The 17,007-nt window shown below is 53.3% G+C and carries 16 protein-coding genes and 7 pseudogenes; 11 read left to right on the top strand and 12 right to left on the bottom strand.

Translation table 11 applies throughout. The features are described from left to right. Window positions 1–11 precede the first annotated feature (11 nt). Genes HEQ34_RS05795 through HEQ34_RS05815 form a run of 5 tightly spaced genes read left to right on the top strand, consistent with a single transcriptional unit; the run spans window position 12 to window position 2,753 of the window. Window positions 12–293: a flagellar biosynthetic protein FliO gene (locus tag HEQ34_RS05795; protein ID WP_296198666.1), complete on the top strand. Its 282-nt coding sequence runs from the start codon at window positions 12–14 to the stop codon at window positions 291–293. Between the two features lie 8 nt (window positions 294–301). Beyond that, on the top strand, window positions 302–1,024 hold the full coding sequence (gene fliP / locus HEQ34_RS05800; protein ID WP_296198668.1) for a flagellar type III secretion system pore protein FliP: 723 nt from the start codon (window positions 302–304) through the stop codon (window positions 1,022–1,024). 2 nt (window positions 1,025–1,026) lie between these two features. Next, window positions 1,027–1,791 carry a sigma-70 family RNA polymerase sigma factor gene (locus tag HEQ34_RS05805; RefSeq protein ID WP_296198670.1) on the top strand — a complete coding sequence of 255 codons (765 nt, stop codon included), beginning with the start codon at window positions 1,027–1,029 and terminating at the stop codon, window positions 1,789–1,791. Window positions 1,792–1,797: 6 nt separating this feature from the next. Beyond that, complete coding sequence (locus tag HEQ34_RS05810; RefSeq protein ID WP_296198672.1) at window positions 1,798–2,400, top strand: hypothetical protein; 603 nt, start codon at window positions 1,798–1,800, stop codon at window positions 2,398–2,400. Then, window positions 2,400–2,753: a hypothetical protein gene (locus HEQ34_RS05815; RefSeq protein WP_296198674.1), complete on the top strand. Its 354-nt coding sequence runs from the start codon at window positions 2,400–2,402 to the stop codon at window positions 2,751–2,753. Before HEQ34_RS05810 ends, HEQ34_RS05815 begins: the two co-directional genes overlap by 1 nt. Window positions 2,754–2,769: 16 nt before the next feature. Here HEQ34_RS05815 and HEQ34_RS05820 read toward each other — a convergent pair. The 9 genes and pseudogenes from HEQ34_RS05820 to HEQ34_RS05860 all read right to left on the bottom strand — a co-directional run. Then, window positions 2,770–2,973: pseudogene (locus HEQ34_RS05820) on the bottom strand (hypothetical protein); the annotation flags it as partial. Further along, window positions 2,972–3,228, bottom strand: a pseudogene (locus tag HEQ34_RS05825) (IS110 family transposase); the annotation flags it as partial. The pseudogenes HEQ34_RS05820 and HEQ34_RS05825, both read right to left, overlap by 2 nt. 11 nt (window positions 3,229–3,239) lie before the next feature. Further along, a pseudogene (locus tag HEQ34_RS05830) lies at window positions 3,240–3,362 on the bottom strand (transposase); the annotation flags it as partial. A gap of 65 nt (window positions 3,363–3,427) precedes the next feature. Then, window positions 3,428–3,595, bottom strand: a pseudogene (locus HEQ34_RS05835) (IS630 family transposase); the annotation flags it as partial. Between the two features lie 289 nt (window positions 3,596–3,884). Further along, a complete protein-coding gene (locus HEQ34_RS05840) occupies window positions 3,885–4,886 on the bottom strand; it encodes a GSU2403 family nucleotidyltransferase fold protein (protein ID WP_296198676.1) in 1,002 nt (333 codons plus the stop codon). 567 nt (window positions 4,887–5,453) lie between these two features. Beyond that, window positions 5,454–5,663, bottom strand: coding sequence for a KTSC domain-containing protein (locus HEQ34_RS05845; protein WP_296198678.1), 210 nt, complete (start codon window positions 5,661–5,663; stop codon window positions 5,454–5,456). Between the two features lie 9 nt (window positions 5,664–5,672). Further along, window positions 5,673–7,550, bottom strand: a complete 1,878-nt coding sequence (locus HEQ34_RS05850; protein WP_296198680.1) for an ATP-binding protein — start codon at window positions 7,548–7,550, stop codon at window positions 5,673–5,675. Next, window positions 7,540–8,766 carry an SIR2 family protein gene (locus HEQ34_RS05855; RefSeq protein ID WP_296198682.1) on the bottom strand — a complete coding sequence of 409 codons (1,227 nt, stop codon included), beginning with the start codon at window positions 8,764–8,766 and terminating at the stop codon, window positions 7,540–7,542. Before HEQ34_RS05855 ends, HEQ34_RS05850 begins: the two co-directional genes overlap by 11 nt. Before the next feature lie 13 nt (window positions 8,767–8,779). Next, the gene (locus tag HEQ34_RS05860) at window positions 8,780–10,063 is read right to left on the bottom strand and encodes a DUF2130 domain-containing protein (RefSeq protein WP_296198684.1); all 1,284 of its coding nucleotides are present in this window, start codon (window positions 10,061–10,063) and stop codon (window positions 8,780–8,782) included. 315 nt (window positions 10,064–10,378) lie between these two features. Between HEQ34_RS05860 and HEQ34_RS05865 the strand changes: the two genes are divergently transcribed. Continuing rightward, window positions 10,379–10,603, top strand: a complete 225-nt coding sequence (locus tag HEQ34_RS05865) for a hypothetical protein (RefSeq protein WP_296198686.1) — start codon at window positions 10,379–10,381, stop codon at window positions 10,601–10,603. 63 nt (window positions 10,604–10,666) lie between these two features. Further along, complete coding sequence (locus tag HEQ34_RS05870) at window positions 10,667–11,146, top strand: hypothetical protein (RefSeq protein ID WP_296198688.1); 480 nt, start codon at window positions 10,667–10,669, stop codon at window positions 11,144–11,146. Between the two features lie 266 nt (window positions 11,147–11,412). Here the strand turns inward: HEQ34_RS05870 and HEQ34_RS05875 are convergent, their stop codons facing one another. After that, complete coding sequence (locus tag HEQ34_RS05875) at window positions 11,413–12,603, bottom strand: Fic family protein (RefSeq protein ID WP_296198690.1); 1,191 nt, start codon at window positions 12,601–12,603, stop codon at window positions 11,413–11,415. A 597-nt stretch (window positions 12,604–13,200) separates the two neighbouring features. Between HEQ34_RS05875 and HEQ34_RS05880 the strand changes: the two are divergent. Then, window positions 13,201–14,019 (top strand): annotated as a pseudogene (locus tag HEQ34_RS05880) (transposase); the annotation flags it as partial. A gap of 7 nt (window positions 14,020–14,026) precedes the next feature. Here HEQ34_RS05880 and HEQ34_RS05885 read toward each other — a convergent pair. Then, a complete protein-coding gene (locus HEQ34_RS05885) occupies window positions 14,027–14,992 on the bottom strand; it encodes an IS481 family transposase (protein WP_296198873.1) in 966 nt (321 codons plus the stop codon). Window positions 14,993–15,054: 62 nt separating this feature from the next. Here HEQ34_RS05885 and HEQ34_RS05890 point away from each other — a divergent pair. Continuing rightward, window positions 15,055–15,594 (top strand): annotated as a pseudogene (locus tag HEQ34_RS05890) (transposase); the annotation flags it as partial. A gap of 93 nt (window positions 15,595–15,687) precedes the next feature. Here the strand turns inward: HEQ34_RS05890 and HEQ34_RS05895 are convergent. Continuing rightward, the gene (locus HEQ34_RS05895; RefSeq protein WP_296198693.1) at window positions 15,688–16,350 is read right to left on the bottom strand and encodes a hypothetical protein; all 663 of its coding nucleotides are present in this window, start codon (window positions 16,348–16,350) and stop codon (window positions 15,688–15,690) included. Window positions 16,351–16,534: 184 nt separating this feature from the next. Between HEQ34_RS05895 and HEQ34_RS05900 the strand changes: the two are divergent. Next, window positions 16,535–16,675, top strand: a pseudogene (locus HEQ34_RS05900) (IS3 family transposase); the annotation flags it as partial. Window positions 16,676–16,694: 19 nt separating this feature from the next. Further along, the gene (locus HEQ34_RS05905; protein WP_296198694.1) at window positions 16,695–17,003 is read left to right on the top strand and encodes a hypothetical protein; all 309 of its coding nucleotides are present in this window, start codon (window positions 16,695–16,697) and stop codon (window positions 17,001–17,003) included. Window positions 17,004–17,007: the final 4 nt, after the last annotated feature.

The following is a 17,007-nucleotide window of genomic DNA, read 5'->3' on the forward strand; positions in this document are numbered from 1 at the left end:
AAGGTGGTGGGGTGGAAATTTCCGTATGGCGGGTGGTATTTTCATTCCTGTTTTGCATCACGCTTGCCGCCGGTGCAATATTCGCGCTCAGGCGCAAATTGCCGACGAGTACCCTGTTTAAGCGGGTTGGGGCTGACAGGCTGAAGCTGGTCGAGCAGATTTCGCTGGGACCGCAGCGGGGCATCTATCTGATCGAACTCGACGGAAAAGAATATCTGGCTTTATTCTCGCAGCAGGGGGCGAGTTTGACCCCGACAGGTGGCGCACCCGTCGTGACGGGTACCGACGAATGAGCCGGTCCGTGGCGCGGTTCGGCGCAATTTTCCTTGCATGCATGTTGGCGATTGGATTGTCTGGCAATGCTTTTGCGCGACCGCTGGACAGCGCGCTTCCTGCTGATTCAACCGAACTGGTGCGTACGGCATTGCTCCTCGGGCTGATGGCATTCATCCCCTCGATAGTCATCTGCATGACGTCGTTCGTGCGTATCGTGATTGTCCTGTCTATGATCCGTCATGCGCTGGGCATGCCGGAGACGCCGCCGAACTCAGTGTTGGTTAGCCTTGCGCTGTTTCTGACGGCGCTGTCGATGGCGCCGACGATGCAGAATGTTGCCGACAACGGTGTTCAGCCTTTCCTCGCTGGCAAGATATCGATTGAAACGGGAATGGAAAGGGCTAGCGCGCCGTTGCGGGAGTTCATGTTAAGGCAGGTTCGGGACAAGGATCTGAAAACGGTGTACGCTATCGCTAAAGAGCCCTTGCCGCCTTCCGCCGCCGACGTCGGTTTGATGCAGCTGACACCGGCCTTCATGCTCAACGAACTGCGGACGGCATTTACCATTGGCTTTGTCATACTGCTGCCTTTCCTTTTAATTGATCTCGTGGTCTCCGCCATATTGCTGTCGCTGGGAATGCTAATGGTTCCGCCGGCGACGATATCACTGCCGCTCAAAATTCTGATGTTTGTATTGATTGATGGTTGGAGTCTAATATTGGAAGGGGTGCTGGGAAGCTTCCGATAGCGATGGCAGCGCGCTCGCCTTTACCCGTGGGTCCATCGCCCCAAATACCGGAGGAAGAAGCCGCGCTGTGGGATGCTTGCAAGCTGCAAAATTCTGCAAAAGCGCGCGAGCGGCTTTTTTTGCGGTATCTGCCGTTGGCAAAACGAATTTCTGCTCGATTTGTCCGTGACAATCATTCGACCCCGGTCGAATTTCAGGAGCTGTCGCAAATGGCAAGCACCGGCCTACTTGAGGCCATCGACAATTTCAACCCGGCGCTTGGCGTCCCTTTCCGGTTTTACTGCCCTAGGCGAATTTCTGGTTCGATCCTCAACGGTCTTGCCAAATTGAGCGAAGTGAATCACCAGATAAGCCTTCGTAAGCGTTTGGCGCGCGAACGCCTGCGGTCGATTTCTCATGACAATGCCAAGCCGAAAAAGATCGACGATGCGCTCGATATTCTCGGCGATATTGCGGCTGAATTGGCATTGGGCATGATGCTCGACAGCAGCGCGATATATCAGGAAAGCGAGCGCGATCCTGCGAAAGATGCCTATGACACGTTGGTCTGGAAGCAGGCGATAGGACAGATGCGCCGCGAGCTGGAGGCGCTGCCGGAGCGTGATCGCGACGTACTGCGATATCATTATCTTGAGTCAATGGGCTTTGACGAAATCGGCAATTTGTTGGGCGTAACTAAAGGGCGAATATCGCAAATTCACAAGGCGGCGATTGCATTGTTGCGAAAGCGGGTGTCTAATAATGGTAGGTTCAGGCTAGAAGGATAGGCGGGAATGAGTGAGGGCTACGAAGCAGGCATATTGTGCCCCGACGATACGATGGCGTCGATCGTCCGTCAGTTGCAAACCGATGACGCGGGCGGGCTTGCTACCATCGCAAGTATGCAGATCAGTTATCCGCTCGACCCGCGCCTGCATTTTGTTCGCGGCTCGGTTCTGGCCGGACTGCAACGATATGACGAGGGCCGCAGCGCGATGGCACGGGCAATCGAGATTGCACCGGATTATGCGCTTGCCCGTTTCCAGCTCGGGTTTCTCGACCTGACATCGGGCAGGGCGGTCGATGCTATCGGCGTATGGCAACCGTTGTTTAACCTTCCCGAAGACGAACCGCTCCGGATTTTTGCCGAAGGGCTCACCAATCTAGCGGGCGATAACTTTTCCGAGGCCCGACGGTTGCTGAATAAAGGCATCGAACTCAACACCGAAAACCCGCTTATCAGTACCGACATGCAATTGATACTCGATGAAATCAAAGACAGCCCTCGGGCACCGTCAACCGAGATTTCACCAGACCAGTCAGTTCCGTCGTCCGCAGCGCATATGCTCTTGCAGCAATTTGAGCTGAAAGACAGCGTGAACGCCAAGAAGCACTGATGGACCCGATTTCGAACACTGACCGCTTTGTTATTCTGTTGCGGCAGAAGCTGGCGGAGCGGGCACAGACGAAGAAGACTTCGCCTACTGCAGCAACGGATGCTAAACCAACGGTCAGTCATTACGCGGTGCGCGCGGTCGCTGGACGGACCGCAAGGGCTGGTGTGGAAGACCGCAAATTGCGGCGGACCATTGTGGAACAATTATTGGTCGACCGCTTTGGCGCCGCGCTGGTCAACGAGGCCCGTTTTCAGCAGATTTTAGATCAAGTATCGGAGCTGATGGCGTCCGATCCGAATTTGGGCGACTTGTTCGCCGAAGTTATGGCCCACGTGCGAGCCAACGCTGCATGAGCTGTATCGCCCATGCTCACTCCCACTCAATAGTACCGGGCGGCTTGCTGGTGTATTCATAAACTACCCTGTTAATCCCCTTCACCTAGTTGATGTTTCGATTGCTCACGCGACTCAAAAAGGCGCTTTCGAAGGGGTAGATGCAATCTCGCCGACTGTTTTGCCATACCCTCCTTCGGTCCGCCTACATCCCGACGACCTCGAACGTGGTTACGGGCTTAGCCCGCCGCCACGACCGGTGCCCGACATTCTTCTCCCCTGCTCATCACCGCCCAGACGATGCGTGCAGTCTTGTTCGCAAGAGCGACAGTAACAGCATACGCGGCTTTCGTGCGAGCATCTGTTCAAGCCATAAGCCCGCAGGCGCCCCGCGTTTGCTGGCATGGAGCACGACGGCGCTGCTGCCCAGGATTAGCAGTCGTCGCAACGTTCGTTCGCCCATCTTCGAGATCGCACCGAGCCGCAGTTGGCAGCCGTGCGCCAGTTCCAGTTATAAAGCGTCGCCTCCGATACGCCGTGCCGACGGGCAAGGTCAGCCGTCTTCGCGCCTGCCTCTGCCTCCTTCAGCACACCGATAATCTGCTCTTCTGTAAACCGTAATCGCTTCATCGTTCCGTCCTTCTCTCAAGGGCCGGACTCTAATTATAAATGGAGGGAATTTAAGGGGTCACGTCAATGCTGATATTGCCGGGCACATTTAACTTTCCAGTCATATGCCAACCGGCCTGCTCCAACAGCACGACAGCGTGAGCGCCAGAGGCGACGGCGAGCCCTATTTCTGCCAGATGGAGCGTCATGGTTTCGGTGTTGCACAAGGGCAGTACCAGCCCTGCACCCTTGCCGTGCTCTGGAATGCTGGGCCACCGGGCATGGTCGCTGGTACACGCGAACTCACCACGCACCGGAGCTATCGCATCATCTATGAGGTCGGGGGCGATATGATCTGGATTTTGGTTGTGATCCATACAGCGCGACAATGGCCTCCTCTAAAGAGTTGATGGGACGCCCCCCGTGAATGTCCTCGGCGTGTGTGCCAAATTCGCCTTAACGCACGATTCCACACTCAACCGGAACTGACCCCTATTTAACGTCGCGCAGATCAAGTTCCCGTTTGATCTTGCAAATGTGACGTTACCAATTAGGACCTTCATTCGACTTGTTCTCGCTCCGCCATTCCTCAAAATACGGCAACAATTCAGGCGGCAGCGCGGCTTTGAACGCAGCGTCCAACGGATAATGCGGCATCGCCTGTGCAATTGCACCCAACAAAGCCAGGCCTTGCTTCCGATCCTTTGGCCGCTTCAGCGGATTACGCTTGGCTTGGTCCGCCATCCACAGCTTGTGCACTGCAAACCAGCGCGGGTCGGGGGCGACAATGCGGGCAGGTGAGCCGTCGCGGCAACCGATGACCTGATCGACCGGGCGGCCAAACAATAGCCATTCCTGCTCGGGCAGGGGAACGGGACGCGGCTGATCCTTTGCGCCGAGTGTCGATGCGCGGGACGGCGCAACGAGCAACTCGACTTCATACGCTTTGGCGTTGCGCGCTTGGAAATCTCGTTCGCTGTTGACCGTGAACGTCGGATCAACCGCCTTCAACATATCCCAGACGCGGCGCTCTGCATCCTCCGGTATCTCGCTGACCCAGGCGAGATCAAAATCCTCGGTTTCATCGGGAAGGTCGATAATACCATTGGCTTCGATCATATAAGCGACAATCGCGTTTGTGCCGACCACTAACAGATGCGAGCCGAGAAGCTGTCTGCGGTCACATTCACGCAGAATTGGCCCGGCATCAGATGATAGCAAGGGAAGCCGCAAGGCACGATACATGGCGGCAGCTTCGGCCAATGCAGGCCGCAACCGCATGATCCGTTCCTGCACCTCATCTTTGGCTTGATGATATGCGGCAAACTCCGCTTCGCGCTCAGGCGTCATCGGCCCCAGGCTTTTGCCATTGCCGCCGCGATCAAAGATGCGATACAGATAGTCGCGGCCATTCACATGCTTGCGCCGCAGATCATAAGGCAACAACGCAGAAATGCGCTCAACGTCCATCCAACCTTCATAGCGTTGACGCAAGTTAACGAGCAGGCGAGATTGTTCGTCAGTAAAACGGCGGACGCTGGACATAACGCACTTATCCCGCGCATCATGGTGTTTGTCAATATGTGGGATAAAGATTGATAATATATCTTATGTTAAATTAGAGCCTTGTGCCGTTCATTTGGCAACGAGGCCTCAGTGCATTATTTGGACACAAATATACGACTACACCATACTGGGTTATTCAAGCAGAACTGGCAGTCCCAGACCAACAAAACCTATTGAAGTACGACAAAATTGGCTGTTTCCCGCCTGCCCACTTTTGGCATCCTAATTGGCCGAAGCGGACATTGCATCAGCAAAGTTGATATGGCAGCTTCGTTGGACGGTTCTGACTGTCTCCTTTTGTCGGCGAGATACCGGTAAGCTGTCATTCGTTAATCTGATGCCGTGATGGCAGAGTCGTTAAACTGTGCGGCCCCATATAAGGCATCCAACATGCACAATACCCTTCAGGGACTGTGCTGATGTGAGGCATCATCTAGATTGGCCGGCTCCGGTAAGCCCGCCTCACTGTGGGTAGGAGCCTGCTTGAGCGGATCGCTTCGGGAGGCACGTTAGCTTCAATCCGAATTGCCCGCACTTGAAGCCAGTTCACACTCGCGAGTATCTATAAGTACCCTTCACGTTTTGGTTCAGATATTGCCCAACAGAGCTTGCGCCCAAAAGGTCGTCAAAAATTGCCTGAGGCACATCAAAATACTGATAGGTGCTGCCATTATTAAACTCCACTTGTAAGGTTTGAGAATCTTCCTCGTAGCCAACGGCTGCGACGTTCGATGAATCAACATTGTGCATTTCCATGGCTCAACTCTATCCCTTTACTCTTGAAATTTTTGGATCTTGAGCGCGCCATGCTTCGACCAGCTCATCAAAGCGCGGATCAACCTCTTTAGCTATACCCCATCCGCCAGGATGCACCGTCTCATCTAAGGGCACTTCATCATAAACGATAGGATCTTGGCTGTCTGGTCGTTTATCCTTTGGAGGTGCCTCGATGGTCGTTCGCATAGGCAATTTTACCGCTTCACCCAGTATGATCGCTTCGCCCGTTCGCAAGATCGGCAACATACCGGTCAAGCCATCCAGATTGTCAGACATGGCAGATGAGATATGTGAACGATCCGATGAGTTGACCAGACGCAGGGCAAAGAAGGTGCCGCATTGTGAGAGAATGGTGGCATCAATTTCTGACGGCCGCTGGCTCACAATCATTGCGCCCATGCCGTATTTGCGGCCTTCTTTTACAATTCTCTTTACAATCGACGAGGCCATATTGTCGGCACCATCATTCAGGTAAATGTGCGCTTCTTCCATGACAAACAATAGCGGCCTATGACGCCCACCTTGAGATAGATCTCGGCCCCAGAAGATAGCATCGTAAAGTAGGCGAAGAAGCACTCCAATTGTGGTCTGCAATATATCTGCCGGAACACCAGAAAGATCTAGAATTGAAATCGGATGCTGGCTTCCAATCCAATCTTTCAGCAACTCGTCAATGTCGTTTGCTATTTTCCCATCCGCTTCCGGCAAAAATTGTTCTGGACGGAAGATAAAATTGTAGCGGGGAATACGTAGCTTAGTGCCGAGCAAGAGCACTTGTTTTCCGAGTCCTAAAGCCCCGGGCAAGTAGTTTATTTTGTCTGCTCCAGCATCAGTGAGAACAGTTTTGAAGGTAGGCGGTATTCCGAGGTATGGATAGCCCTTCAGCTCCTTGCCTTTTGCGTCAGTCTCGTAAGCCAGATTATCTCTGGGGTCTCCGACTCTGCCTTTCGGATTATGATAAGTTCCGAATGTGTCGATGAAGAGCTCATGCCAAAGCTCGTGCAAACTGAAGGGTATAGGAGAATCTACGCTCAGAGTATCTTTGGTAACGCCATTTCGCGGATATTTGGTTAGTGAGTCCAGCTTGTATTTGTAGACCCGCTCCATCACGATGTTCTTGTCTTTTTCGTTACCGAATTCACCAAATGCTACCCGACAAAGCTCTTCAAAGTTAAGCGTCCAAAAAGGTATCAGGAGTTTTTGTTGTGATTGTGAGCTATGTGATGTTGTAGCAATCTTGAAGATGCTGGCTTTCTCTTTGAGAGCCTGTTCATATTCACCGTGAAGATCAAGCATGACGATACGAGCAGAAGGGTAATCGGTGCCGTTTGATATCGCATTCATTAGGCTTGCAACCGTTGTGGATTTTCCGGAACCAGTGGTTCCTACAATGGCAGAATGTCGCGTAATCAGCTTATTTATGTCCACTAGCGCGGGAATAGATTCAGCATTGGAGATATGTCCTAAACGGACAAAATAAGGTTCGTCTGGCTGGCCATAGATGTCTTTCAGCTCTCGTTCTGAAACTAGGTGAACTTTATCGCCAATCGTAGGATATTGCGATAATCCGCGTTGAAATGTGCCGTTGCGCGGCCCCTCTCCAATCAGCTGGATCGTCATCCATCGTGAGCCATCAGATATATCTTTGCGAGTCTCAGGCACTGCACTTGCGCCGACCTGAGCGATAATCCCGAAGAGGTTATCAAAGCCAATTGGGATTCTAACGAAACTTCCTATTTGGCCCACTCGGTATCCTTGGCCATCGATGTATACAAAACCTGACAGCGACTTTGCAGACATAACGATTTTGACAGTGGTGCCGCTGACATCCTGAACGTCGCCTAGATAGCTTTCGTCACTTATCAACGGAATTACCTGCATCTAAACCAATGAATTTTTTTAGAAAATTTGTGAACTCTGCAAAGTCGCCGAGCTTGACGTTTGGTGCTATGTGACCAGCCTCATTTTTCACATCCCCTGAATGAACAAAATTCAATAGATCCTTATCATCGTCCTGTCCTGCTGGTGCCTTTCGCCAATCACCGATATTGGTTCCGATTATCGCTTTGTCATCAGTCCAAACATTCAGATTATGCTGCCTTTTAGCGAGCCTGTATGCGTTCGGATATCTCTCTCCGCCTCCTTCGTCGGCAGTTTTTTCGAAACTGCCGTATTGTAGCGCCAAGACCATTCCGGTGGGGTTGGATTTCAATGCGTTGATAATCGCATCGTTTAGATGACCATCATTGAAAGAGTAGCCATTAAGAATGAGAAATGATGATTTTCTTCGTATAAACCGGTTCAATTGATCGATCAGAGCGAGGTATGGCATCTTGCGACTTTCCTCATATTTGAGATGTGACGGGTAGATGAGGTGCGAAACCCCGTCGTCTGGTGAGGATGATCGGCATACGGCTCGTTCCCCGGCCTTTAACTCTTGATGCCAGTTTATTGAGCCGTGTATTTTCCAAAGTCTCGACCAATGGATCGGGATCAAGTTATCCTCAACCGCTCGCAAATCAAAAAAGGATTTTCGAGATCCTACAAAACCGTCGAAATAAGGCACTTCCAAATCTTCAAGGGCCTGTTCGAGCAGTAGGTCATAATTGGTTGTAAAAAATTCAATCGCCGTCTTACGGTCAATGGACCGCACCCAATTACACAGGCGATGATAAGGCGTTTCTTCATCGGGCAGCTTCACATTCAGTTTTTTTCCAATTTCGCCGCAGATATCTTTTTCGAGTTGGTTCAGGTCAGCTTCTGTCAGACCTCGGACTTCACCACCGACCGAAACGGCCAACAAACTTCGCAAAAAGCTAAGGACATCCTCAATATTTTCGGTATTTTTACCAGCTTTCTGCAGTTCACAAAGGAGCATTTTGTATTTTGCATTCGCTCCCAAAACTGCGTTGATTGCGAGTGTTAGATTTTTCACATCAGGAATAAGCGGCCATTCACCATCTGGCATCGGTACAGATAGAGGACATCCTGCTGAGATGAAAAAGCCTATGGGCTCGTTATCCTGCGAGAGAGACTGCCTAAGATATCTCAAATGCCGAATGGGATCATGTGAAGTAGTCACTTATTGTAATTCCTTATTCGACCGTCGGAGCTGTAGACAATTCCGAGAACTTGGCCTCCATGGTCGGATTTCCCCGGGTCAGTTTTTTAATCGTGACATCCTGTGCCTTGTCGTTCGCAAGACGCAGATTACGATCGCAACCGAGTAGCGCTTCTTTGGTCTTTTGGAGATGGCTAATCGACTTATCGATCTCCTCGATTGCAGTATGAAATCTCCGCGAAGCGAGATCAAAATTCTTGCCAAATCCGGCCTTGAACTGCTCAAGCTCATCCTCGAAATTGGTAATATCGATATTTTGAGCCCGGACTAAAGCAAGCTCGGATTTATATTCAAGCGTATTCAAAGCTGCGTTTCTAAGCAGCGTTATCATCGGGATGAAAAACTGCGGCCGGACGACATACATTTTCGGAAAACGATGGGACACGTCGACAATACCCGAATTGTAAAGTTCGCTGTCTGGCTCGAGGAGGGAAACTAGCACCGCATATTCGCAGTCCTTTTCGTTCCGATCTTTGTCCAGTTTTGCGAAAAAATCCTCATTTCTGGACTTGGTCGCACTGGTGTCGGTCTCGTTTTTCATTTCGAACATGACTGAAACGAATTCGGTGCCGCTATCGTCGAAATCCCGAAAAACAAAGTCTCCCTTGCTTCCTTCGCGCGCGTTGTTGTCCTTTTCAAAATATGCTCTCGGAAACGCTGACGCTCTGATGCGGTTAAATTCAGTGTCACAATGCTGCTCAAGCGTCTCGCCAACCATTTTCGTGGAAAGGCGAGCCTTCATGTCCTTCAAGCGCTCAATGGCTTCGTCTCGGTCCTTGATTTGAATTTCAAAAACATCCTTCAGGGCCTTTTCGGATATTTGCTTTTCCAGAGCCGCCTTCTCTAAACCATTTTTGAGTTCATCACGCTCCTTCCGTACAACGTCTACCGCTTCCGAAATCGCAAGTTTCTGAACGATCTCAATGTTCGCCAGCTTCGCCTTTAGCTGGTCTATCTCGGCATCTTTGGGAGAAACTGCTTCGATCACAGCGAGCTTCTGAGCTACTTCGCCGGATTTCAGCCTCTCTTGCAGTTCCTTGATCTCTGTGTCTTTTCCAGCAGAAGCATGCTGAAGTTCTGCGCTTAGTTTAGTTTTGGCCAATTCAACAGCTGCCGCCTTTTCCCGTTCTGCAAGTTCGAGCCGATCGTGCAACTGCTGCTCAAAATCGGCGTCTCTCACCTGTTTCAGAATGTCAGCGTAGCCCGCTTCATCGATCTTGAATGCCTTGTGACAGTGAGGACAAATGATCTCATTCATGACGCGAGTTCCTGCAAAACCGAGAGTAAGTTCACTCAGCACAATATCTAGAAATCAGCGTCAATAAAGAGATTTTTCAAGAAATCGAATGGGTTCGCCAGTCAGATAGGGGATAAAGCGTCCTGAACATGTCGTATATCAATCTTCGGCAATACTAACGTCAATTCGACGAAAGAACTCGCGGGATCACGCAGCTCATATGCAGATGGGCTGCTTCGGCTCGATTTCCATCATGGACGAGTTGCTGGATGAATGGCTGCTATTAATGAACAGGATTGACGCGGGGAATGTCCGCAATGTTAGCGGAAATTCCCATTGCCCATTTCCATCCGCCGTGCGCTGCGCGATAAGCGACGGATGATTTCGCTCCATCCAATCACCGATCCTGCGGGCGCTGTGCGCAGTTCGCCGATGCTGCGCGCGGTTTGCCTGACCCTCAACTACATCGCGGAGCACGGACCGATCGGTCTGACGGCAACGGGCGCGCTGAAGCGCTATTTCGTCGAGTGGGCGGTGGATGCATTTGACTGGCCATTTTAAACTGCCGAAGATCTCTATGCCGTAAACAAGGTTCTCAACGAGGGTGATTTCCCGCCGCTGACGATGATGCATGACTTGTTGCTGAATGCGAAACTGGCACGGCACAGGAAGGGGGCGCTGCACATTACTCGGCTTGCGGGAAAGCTGAGGGGTGACCCTTCTGCTTTGTGGGCACTGCTTGCCCAGCAATTCCTCTTCGCCACCGATCACACCGACTATACCCGCTTCGGCGACCGACCAATAGGAAACTGGGACATTTTTCTCAACGTCATCAACGTCGAAGCCCAACAGGCTGTTAGCGAGGAACGGCTGTGCCATGTGCTTTACGCCCCCAGAAAAGCAGACGGTCGGCATGACGATATCCGAATGAAGGCCGCTCTATTCATTCACGTTTTGCGTCCCCTGTGCTGGATGGGCTTGCTCGAGGAAGTCCGCTCAGGCGCTGGGTTCAAGCGCGAAGAGCATTACTTCAAAACCGAAATTTGGCGCGAGGTCTTCAAGCTAGATACCGACATTCATCTCGTCCCAAATACGCGGCATTGAGGAAGGTCAATTTCGTGAGCCCCCGATCCAGCTGAACGGATGGAAAGTTTGGGCCGACGTCCTTCATGGCGACAATGACGGCAATGTTAGCGTAATGAGAAGTCCGCCGGAATGCGGCTAAGGAAAGCTGCAACTCGGGCGCCTTAGCAAGCGCAGAACCGCGTTGGTTAAACCTCGCAAAGGCCGCAGATAATCGTTATGCTCGGCACTATCCTGATCTTTGGCGACGCGTGAGAAGCGCCTTTCCAGCGGGACGATGATTTTGCTCATTCCCCATCTCCACTTGCGTCAGCCGGGTATAGCAGCGGAAACCAGCGTTCGGCAGCACTTGCCGGAAAAGCGAGCCTTAATGGCGCACGGTGGCTTTTGGCGATAAGCATGCCCCTCTCACTCAACGCAGACGTCACCATGCGCGCTGCGCGCTCGCCTTGCCCTGTCAGCACAGGCACCACGCCGCGTTCAACCTCGCCTGCAATTACCGCCTCTCGCAACACCGCAAAGCTTCCTCTGGGAAGGCGTTTGGCGCGCACCTCTTCTTCGATGTGGATTTCCATGCGCCTTAACATTTCCGTCGGATCGAGCAGGCCGCGCATAAAACGCACCTGATCGATCGCACTTTCCAGAAAGAAGCTGGAAAATTCCACTAGCGCACGCTGGCTCAAATTGCCCCGGCCATCGCGGTCGCCTTCCCGCGGACCGTCTGCGGCCATCAACAGAGCCTTGTAACGCTCTTGCTGGCGGGCAAGCCCGCGCGCCACTGACCAAAGGCTGGTGCCAATTCCAAGCCGTTTGAGGAGAGCATGTGACATCAACCGGGCTACGCGGCCATTCCCGTCCAAAAAGGGGTGTATCCACAGAAAGCGGTGATGGGCGGCACCCACTGCTTGCAACTGCCGAAGTGCATTCAGCGGCGGCGCAGCATAGGCCTTGTCAAACCGCACAAGGAACTTGGGCAGGTCGATAGGATTCGGGGCAATGTGCCTACCTACTATAACATCGTTTCTGCGCAATTCGCCGGGAATGATGGGCAACCGCTCTCCGCTATCCAGATTGTCAACCCACAGCATGTCTTCGGGTAAGCGTTCGCAGAATTCACGATGGAGCCAACGGGCATAAGCCGTTGTCGTCGGCCAGACAGCCGGATCACTTCCTTCGTCTATCATACGTTGCACAGATATGTGCGCCACCGCCTCGCGCTGCAGATTGCGCTTCTCCCTGTCCTCGGAAAACTCCTCTGCCAGCGCGCGATCAATATCGCGCGGTTGGGTGTTATGACCTTCGATCAGATTGGAGTAATAGCAGTTCATCGAGCGGACGAGATTGCCAACGGACTGCTGCATTATCGGATGCACACGCCCGGCGAGCTGGTTTGCCTCGGCAATCAAGGTGAAGGCGGGCTCTTCGAGCACCTGCACCGCCTCTTCCGGCAACATGGGTTCCATATATGTGATGTTCATCCCGGTTATTATGCCGGATAGAATGCCAGTTGTATATGATGATTATCGGTGGCTTATTCAGCAATTCCTTATTGTTTTATGCCGGTTACAAAGACAGAAATTTTCGGGCAGTATTTTGGTGGTTGAGATGGTCACCAGCCTTCCACCCATTATATAAATCTTTATCCACCTCACACCATAACAGTGGACCCCGTTGTCGTTCACCGGTGCTAGGTCGCCGCGACCGTCTCTTAGCAGGTCTGTCAGCGGCATTTTTGGTTCCTAAATAAAACCAAGTAATATGCCACGTTATCAAATTTCGCTACCCGCAGGGCGGCCCTGAGAAGCTAACTGACTATAGTCCATAGCCAGTCATTTCGGCTTGTCAGAGGTTCAGTGAACGTACGGCAGCTATTGAAGTCTTAAATCAGCCCCGTGAACGACCGAAATGTTAGCGGGAACCGCCGGTGCAGGGGCCGACATCTTCAACGTCGGCTTTTTAAGTTTTTCCCCTGAAATCGGACTGTCAGGACACCACAAAATTCTGTTGAAAAAGTCGCTTGCACCGATGGTGTTGTTCTGATTCATTCACTTAGCAGGTAGCGGAGGTTCGAGGCCATGATGGGTGAGCAAACGGGGGCGCAGGAGGCATTATTCTACGGCTTCAGCATTGAAGGGCATGTTCCATCCGATCACATGCTGCGTTCCATCGACCGCTTCGTTGATCTGGGCGATATCCGCGAGCGATTGAAGCCTTTCTACAGCGACACAGGTCGACCCTCGGTCGATCCCGAGCTTATGCTGCGGATGCTGATCGTAGGCTACGTGATGGGCATCCGGTCGGAACGGCGGCTGTGCGACGAGGTGCACTTGAACCTGGCCTATCGCTGGTTCTGTCGCCTCGGCCTTGACGGGGCCGTACCCGATCACTCGACCTTCTCGAAGAACCGCCACGGTCGCTTCCGCGACAGCGACGTTCTTCGCCAGCTGTTTGAGGCAACCGTCGCAGCTTGCATCGCACAAGGTCTTGTCGGCGGGGAGGCGTTCGCGGTCGATGCGAGCATGATAAGAGCCGATGCCAACCGCAAAAATGGTCATGACAATGGCGGCCGGACACCGACCGCAAACACGCCTGCGGTGCGCGAATATCTGGCAACGCTCGATGATGCTGCCTTCGGTGCGGCGACGCCGACGGTACCCAAGGTCATCTCACCGGTCGATCCGGCAGCGCGCTGGACATCGGCACATGGCGACCGCCCGCATTTTGCTTATTGCACCAACTATCTGATCGACCTCGACCATGCGGTGATCGTTGATGTTGAGGCGACAACTGCGATCCGCCAAGCCGAAGTAACAGCGCAGCGGCGCATGCTTGATCGCGCGCATGAGCGCTTCGGCCTGCAACCAGAGCGGCTGGTTGGCGACGGCGGCTATGGTGATGGGCCTAACTGTTTAGTCCCGGCATTTGATGGGTTGGGTTTAGGCTAAATCTTTCTGGTTCGCTTGTCCATATTTTGCAGATGTATTCGAAGGGTGTTAGGCCCTTGAGTGTTTTCAGTCGCCGCCCGTAATTGTAGGCATCAATGAAGTCTTGGAGGTGGGTAGTCAGCTGGGCATGGCTGTCATAGTGATAGCGTTTGACGGTGGCCTCCTTGATTGTCCGGTTCATCCGTTCGACCTGGCCATTGGTCCAGGGATGCTTGATTTTGGTAAGCCGGTGCTCGATCCCGTTCTCATCGCAGCGCAGATCGAACATGTGCGACATACAGGTCGCAGTCGGGCCCTTGGCGTATCGCGGCGGGAAGGTGAACTGGATGCCATTGTCGGTCAGCACGGTGTGGATTTTGTAGGGCACGGCTTTGATCAGGGCGACCAGGAAGGCTGAGGCTGTCATCCTATTTGCCTTGGCGACGAGTTGGACGAAGACGAACTTGCTGGTGCGGTCGATTCCCACATACAAGTACAGCTTGCCTTCGGCAGTCCGCACTTCGGCGATGTCGATGTGGAAGTAGCCAATGGGGTATGTCTTGAACTTCTTCTTCGGTTCCTTGTCTCCCGTCACTTCGGGCAATCGGCTGATCCCGTGGCGCTGCAAACAGCGGTGCAGAGATGAGCGCGTCAGGTTCGGGATCGTTGCCTGCAAGGCGTAGAGGCAATCATCCAGCGGCAGCAGCGTGTGCCGACGAAAGGCGACGACGATGGCTTCTTCCTCGATAGTCAGGACGGTGGACTTGGCATCCTTGGGGCCAGTAGGATGATCGGTGACAGACGTGCGCCGCTTCCATTTGGCTACCGTCTTGGGGTTAATGCTGTAACGCTTCGAAAGCACAATCAGGCTCTCTTGACTATGTTGTATTGCTCGACGGACCGCCGCTGTCGTGCGGGCGCTCCCGTGTAGAATTTGTCCCATAGCGAGTCCTTCCATTGATGGCTGAATAATACACCATCAAATGCCGGGACTAAACACCTAACCTTGCTTGGCTGGTCGAGGAGAAGGGTATCGATCCGCACATACCCGTGATCGATCACTCCGCCCGACGTGACGGCACTTTCGAACGCGCTGACTTTACGTTCGACAAAGAAAGTGATCGCTATATCTGCCCGGGCGGCAAGATACTCAAGACCAAGAACCGCAACTTCGCGACCCCGCGCCCCGATGTCGATGCCGACGGCTTCATCCGCTACCGCGCGAGCAAACTCGACTGCGACAAGTGCGCGCTCAAGCCCAAATGCTGTCCTGTCACGCCGATGCGTAAGATCATGCGCTCGATCCATGAAGGTGCTCGCGATCTTGCCCGTTCCATTGCCATGACCGATGCCTACCTCGTGTCACATCGCCAGTGAAAGAAGGTCGAGATGCTGTTCGCGCACCTCAAACGCATCCTGAAGCTCGACCGCTTGCGTCTTCGAGGTCCCTACGGCGCAAAAGACGAGTTCCACCTTGCAGCAGCAGCCCAAAACCTTCGCAAACTCGCCAAGCTGCTCCCAATCCCGGTCGCAGCCGCAGCCTGAAAAGGCCGCCATCGTCGGTCGCCTTCTTCCGGTCGCCACCATCAACGCCGCCAACGCCGACTTTTTCAACAGAATTCACAACGTTGCGGACATTCAAGACTCGTCATGAGAGCATATCGCAGGCCGCTCCTCCAAAAGCTGCCAGTCGCCATGCTGCTCGGCCAGCCAGAAGGTTTGTTCAGGGCGCGACTCCACATTGTAGCCCCTAGCGCCAGTGAACTCGACGCATTTATCGCCTCTCCAGCTTACAAAACTGTAGAACGCGACCAGATCGGTATCGACGATGCGAAGCCGACGCGGGCGGGGCTCCCATTCCCAGACTGATGCACCCTGATACGGCGACCATTCGCGGTCGTCGTGGTGGCCCGTGAAGAAGCGCTTACCGGAGGGTGACGGTATCGGCTTGGAGCCTATCGGTAAGACATCTTTGCGATCAACGAGATAGTAATCGCTTTCCTCATAATAGCTGACCTGAATGCCGACATACTCCCCCTTCCAGACGCTGTCGGCGCGGTAGCGCGTGCAATCTTCTACCTCACAGTCGCCTTGATCGCTGAATGACTGCCCTTGCACCTTCAGCACAACGCCTCTGCGGCTCATGAGGTTCGGATGTGACGCGATCAATTCGGCATCCGAATGTTGTCTAATACCCTCGTGCATGGCTGTCGCCGCAGAAAGTCGCGGGTGCTCTTGGGTAGCGGCAATACCCCCAAGCAACGTCACAATTACCGCAATCCTAACGGCCAGCTTCCCCATGGGCAGCACCTCCTCCCAGATCCCTCAGTCCCGCTCATACCTGAGCGAATGTCAGCTTTCCACAACATTCTAGCCGAACATGCTGGTGGTGGACCGCCCTGAAACCGGCCATTTATCCGTTCCGTGAACCTGCTGAACGAAAGGCCGCTTTTGAAGACTAAGTTCGGAGCAATGAAAGTCTGAAATGTTAGCGCGAGCGGTTGTAAAAGACATTCGCCATGCCACGCGCAAGCAATATGGCGCGGAGGAGAAGATTAAGATCGTGCTGGAAGGCCTGCGCGGGGAAGATAGCATTGCTGAGCTATGCCGCCGTGCAGGCCTTGCTCGTTTAGGCTGACTTGCGCATGGGGCCGAACGGCATCCCGCGTTCGACCTATTGCTTCCGCCACACCTACGCCACCTGCCGGCTTAGTGAGGGTGTGGACGTCTACATCCTGTCCGAACGGATGGGCACCTCGGTCAAGATGATCGAGAACCACTACGGCCATGTGAATACCATCAAGCACGCCGACCGCGTGTTGATGGGCATTGGCGGATGGGAAGCCATGCACGCCGACATGGATGCCGAAGGCGACGTTGAAGAAGCCACCGCCAAGGCGCGACAGGCGGCAAAATCGAAGCAGTCGGTTCGCCCTGCCCACTTCAAACGCTGACTTC

It is taken from the genome of Sphingorhabdus sp. (assembly GCF_023910635.1).
GTDB lineage: Bacteria > Pseudomonadota > Alphaproteobacteria > Sphingomonadales > Sphingomonadaceae > Sphingorhabdus_B.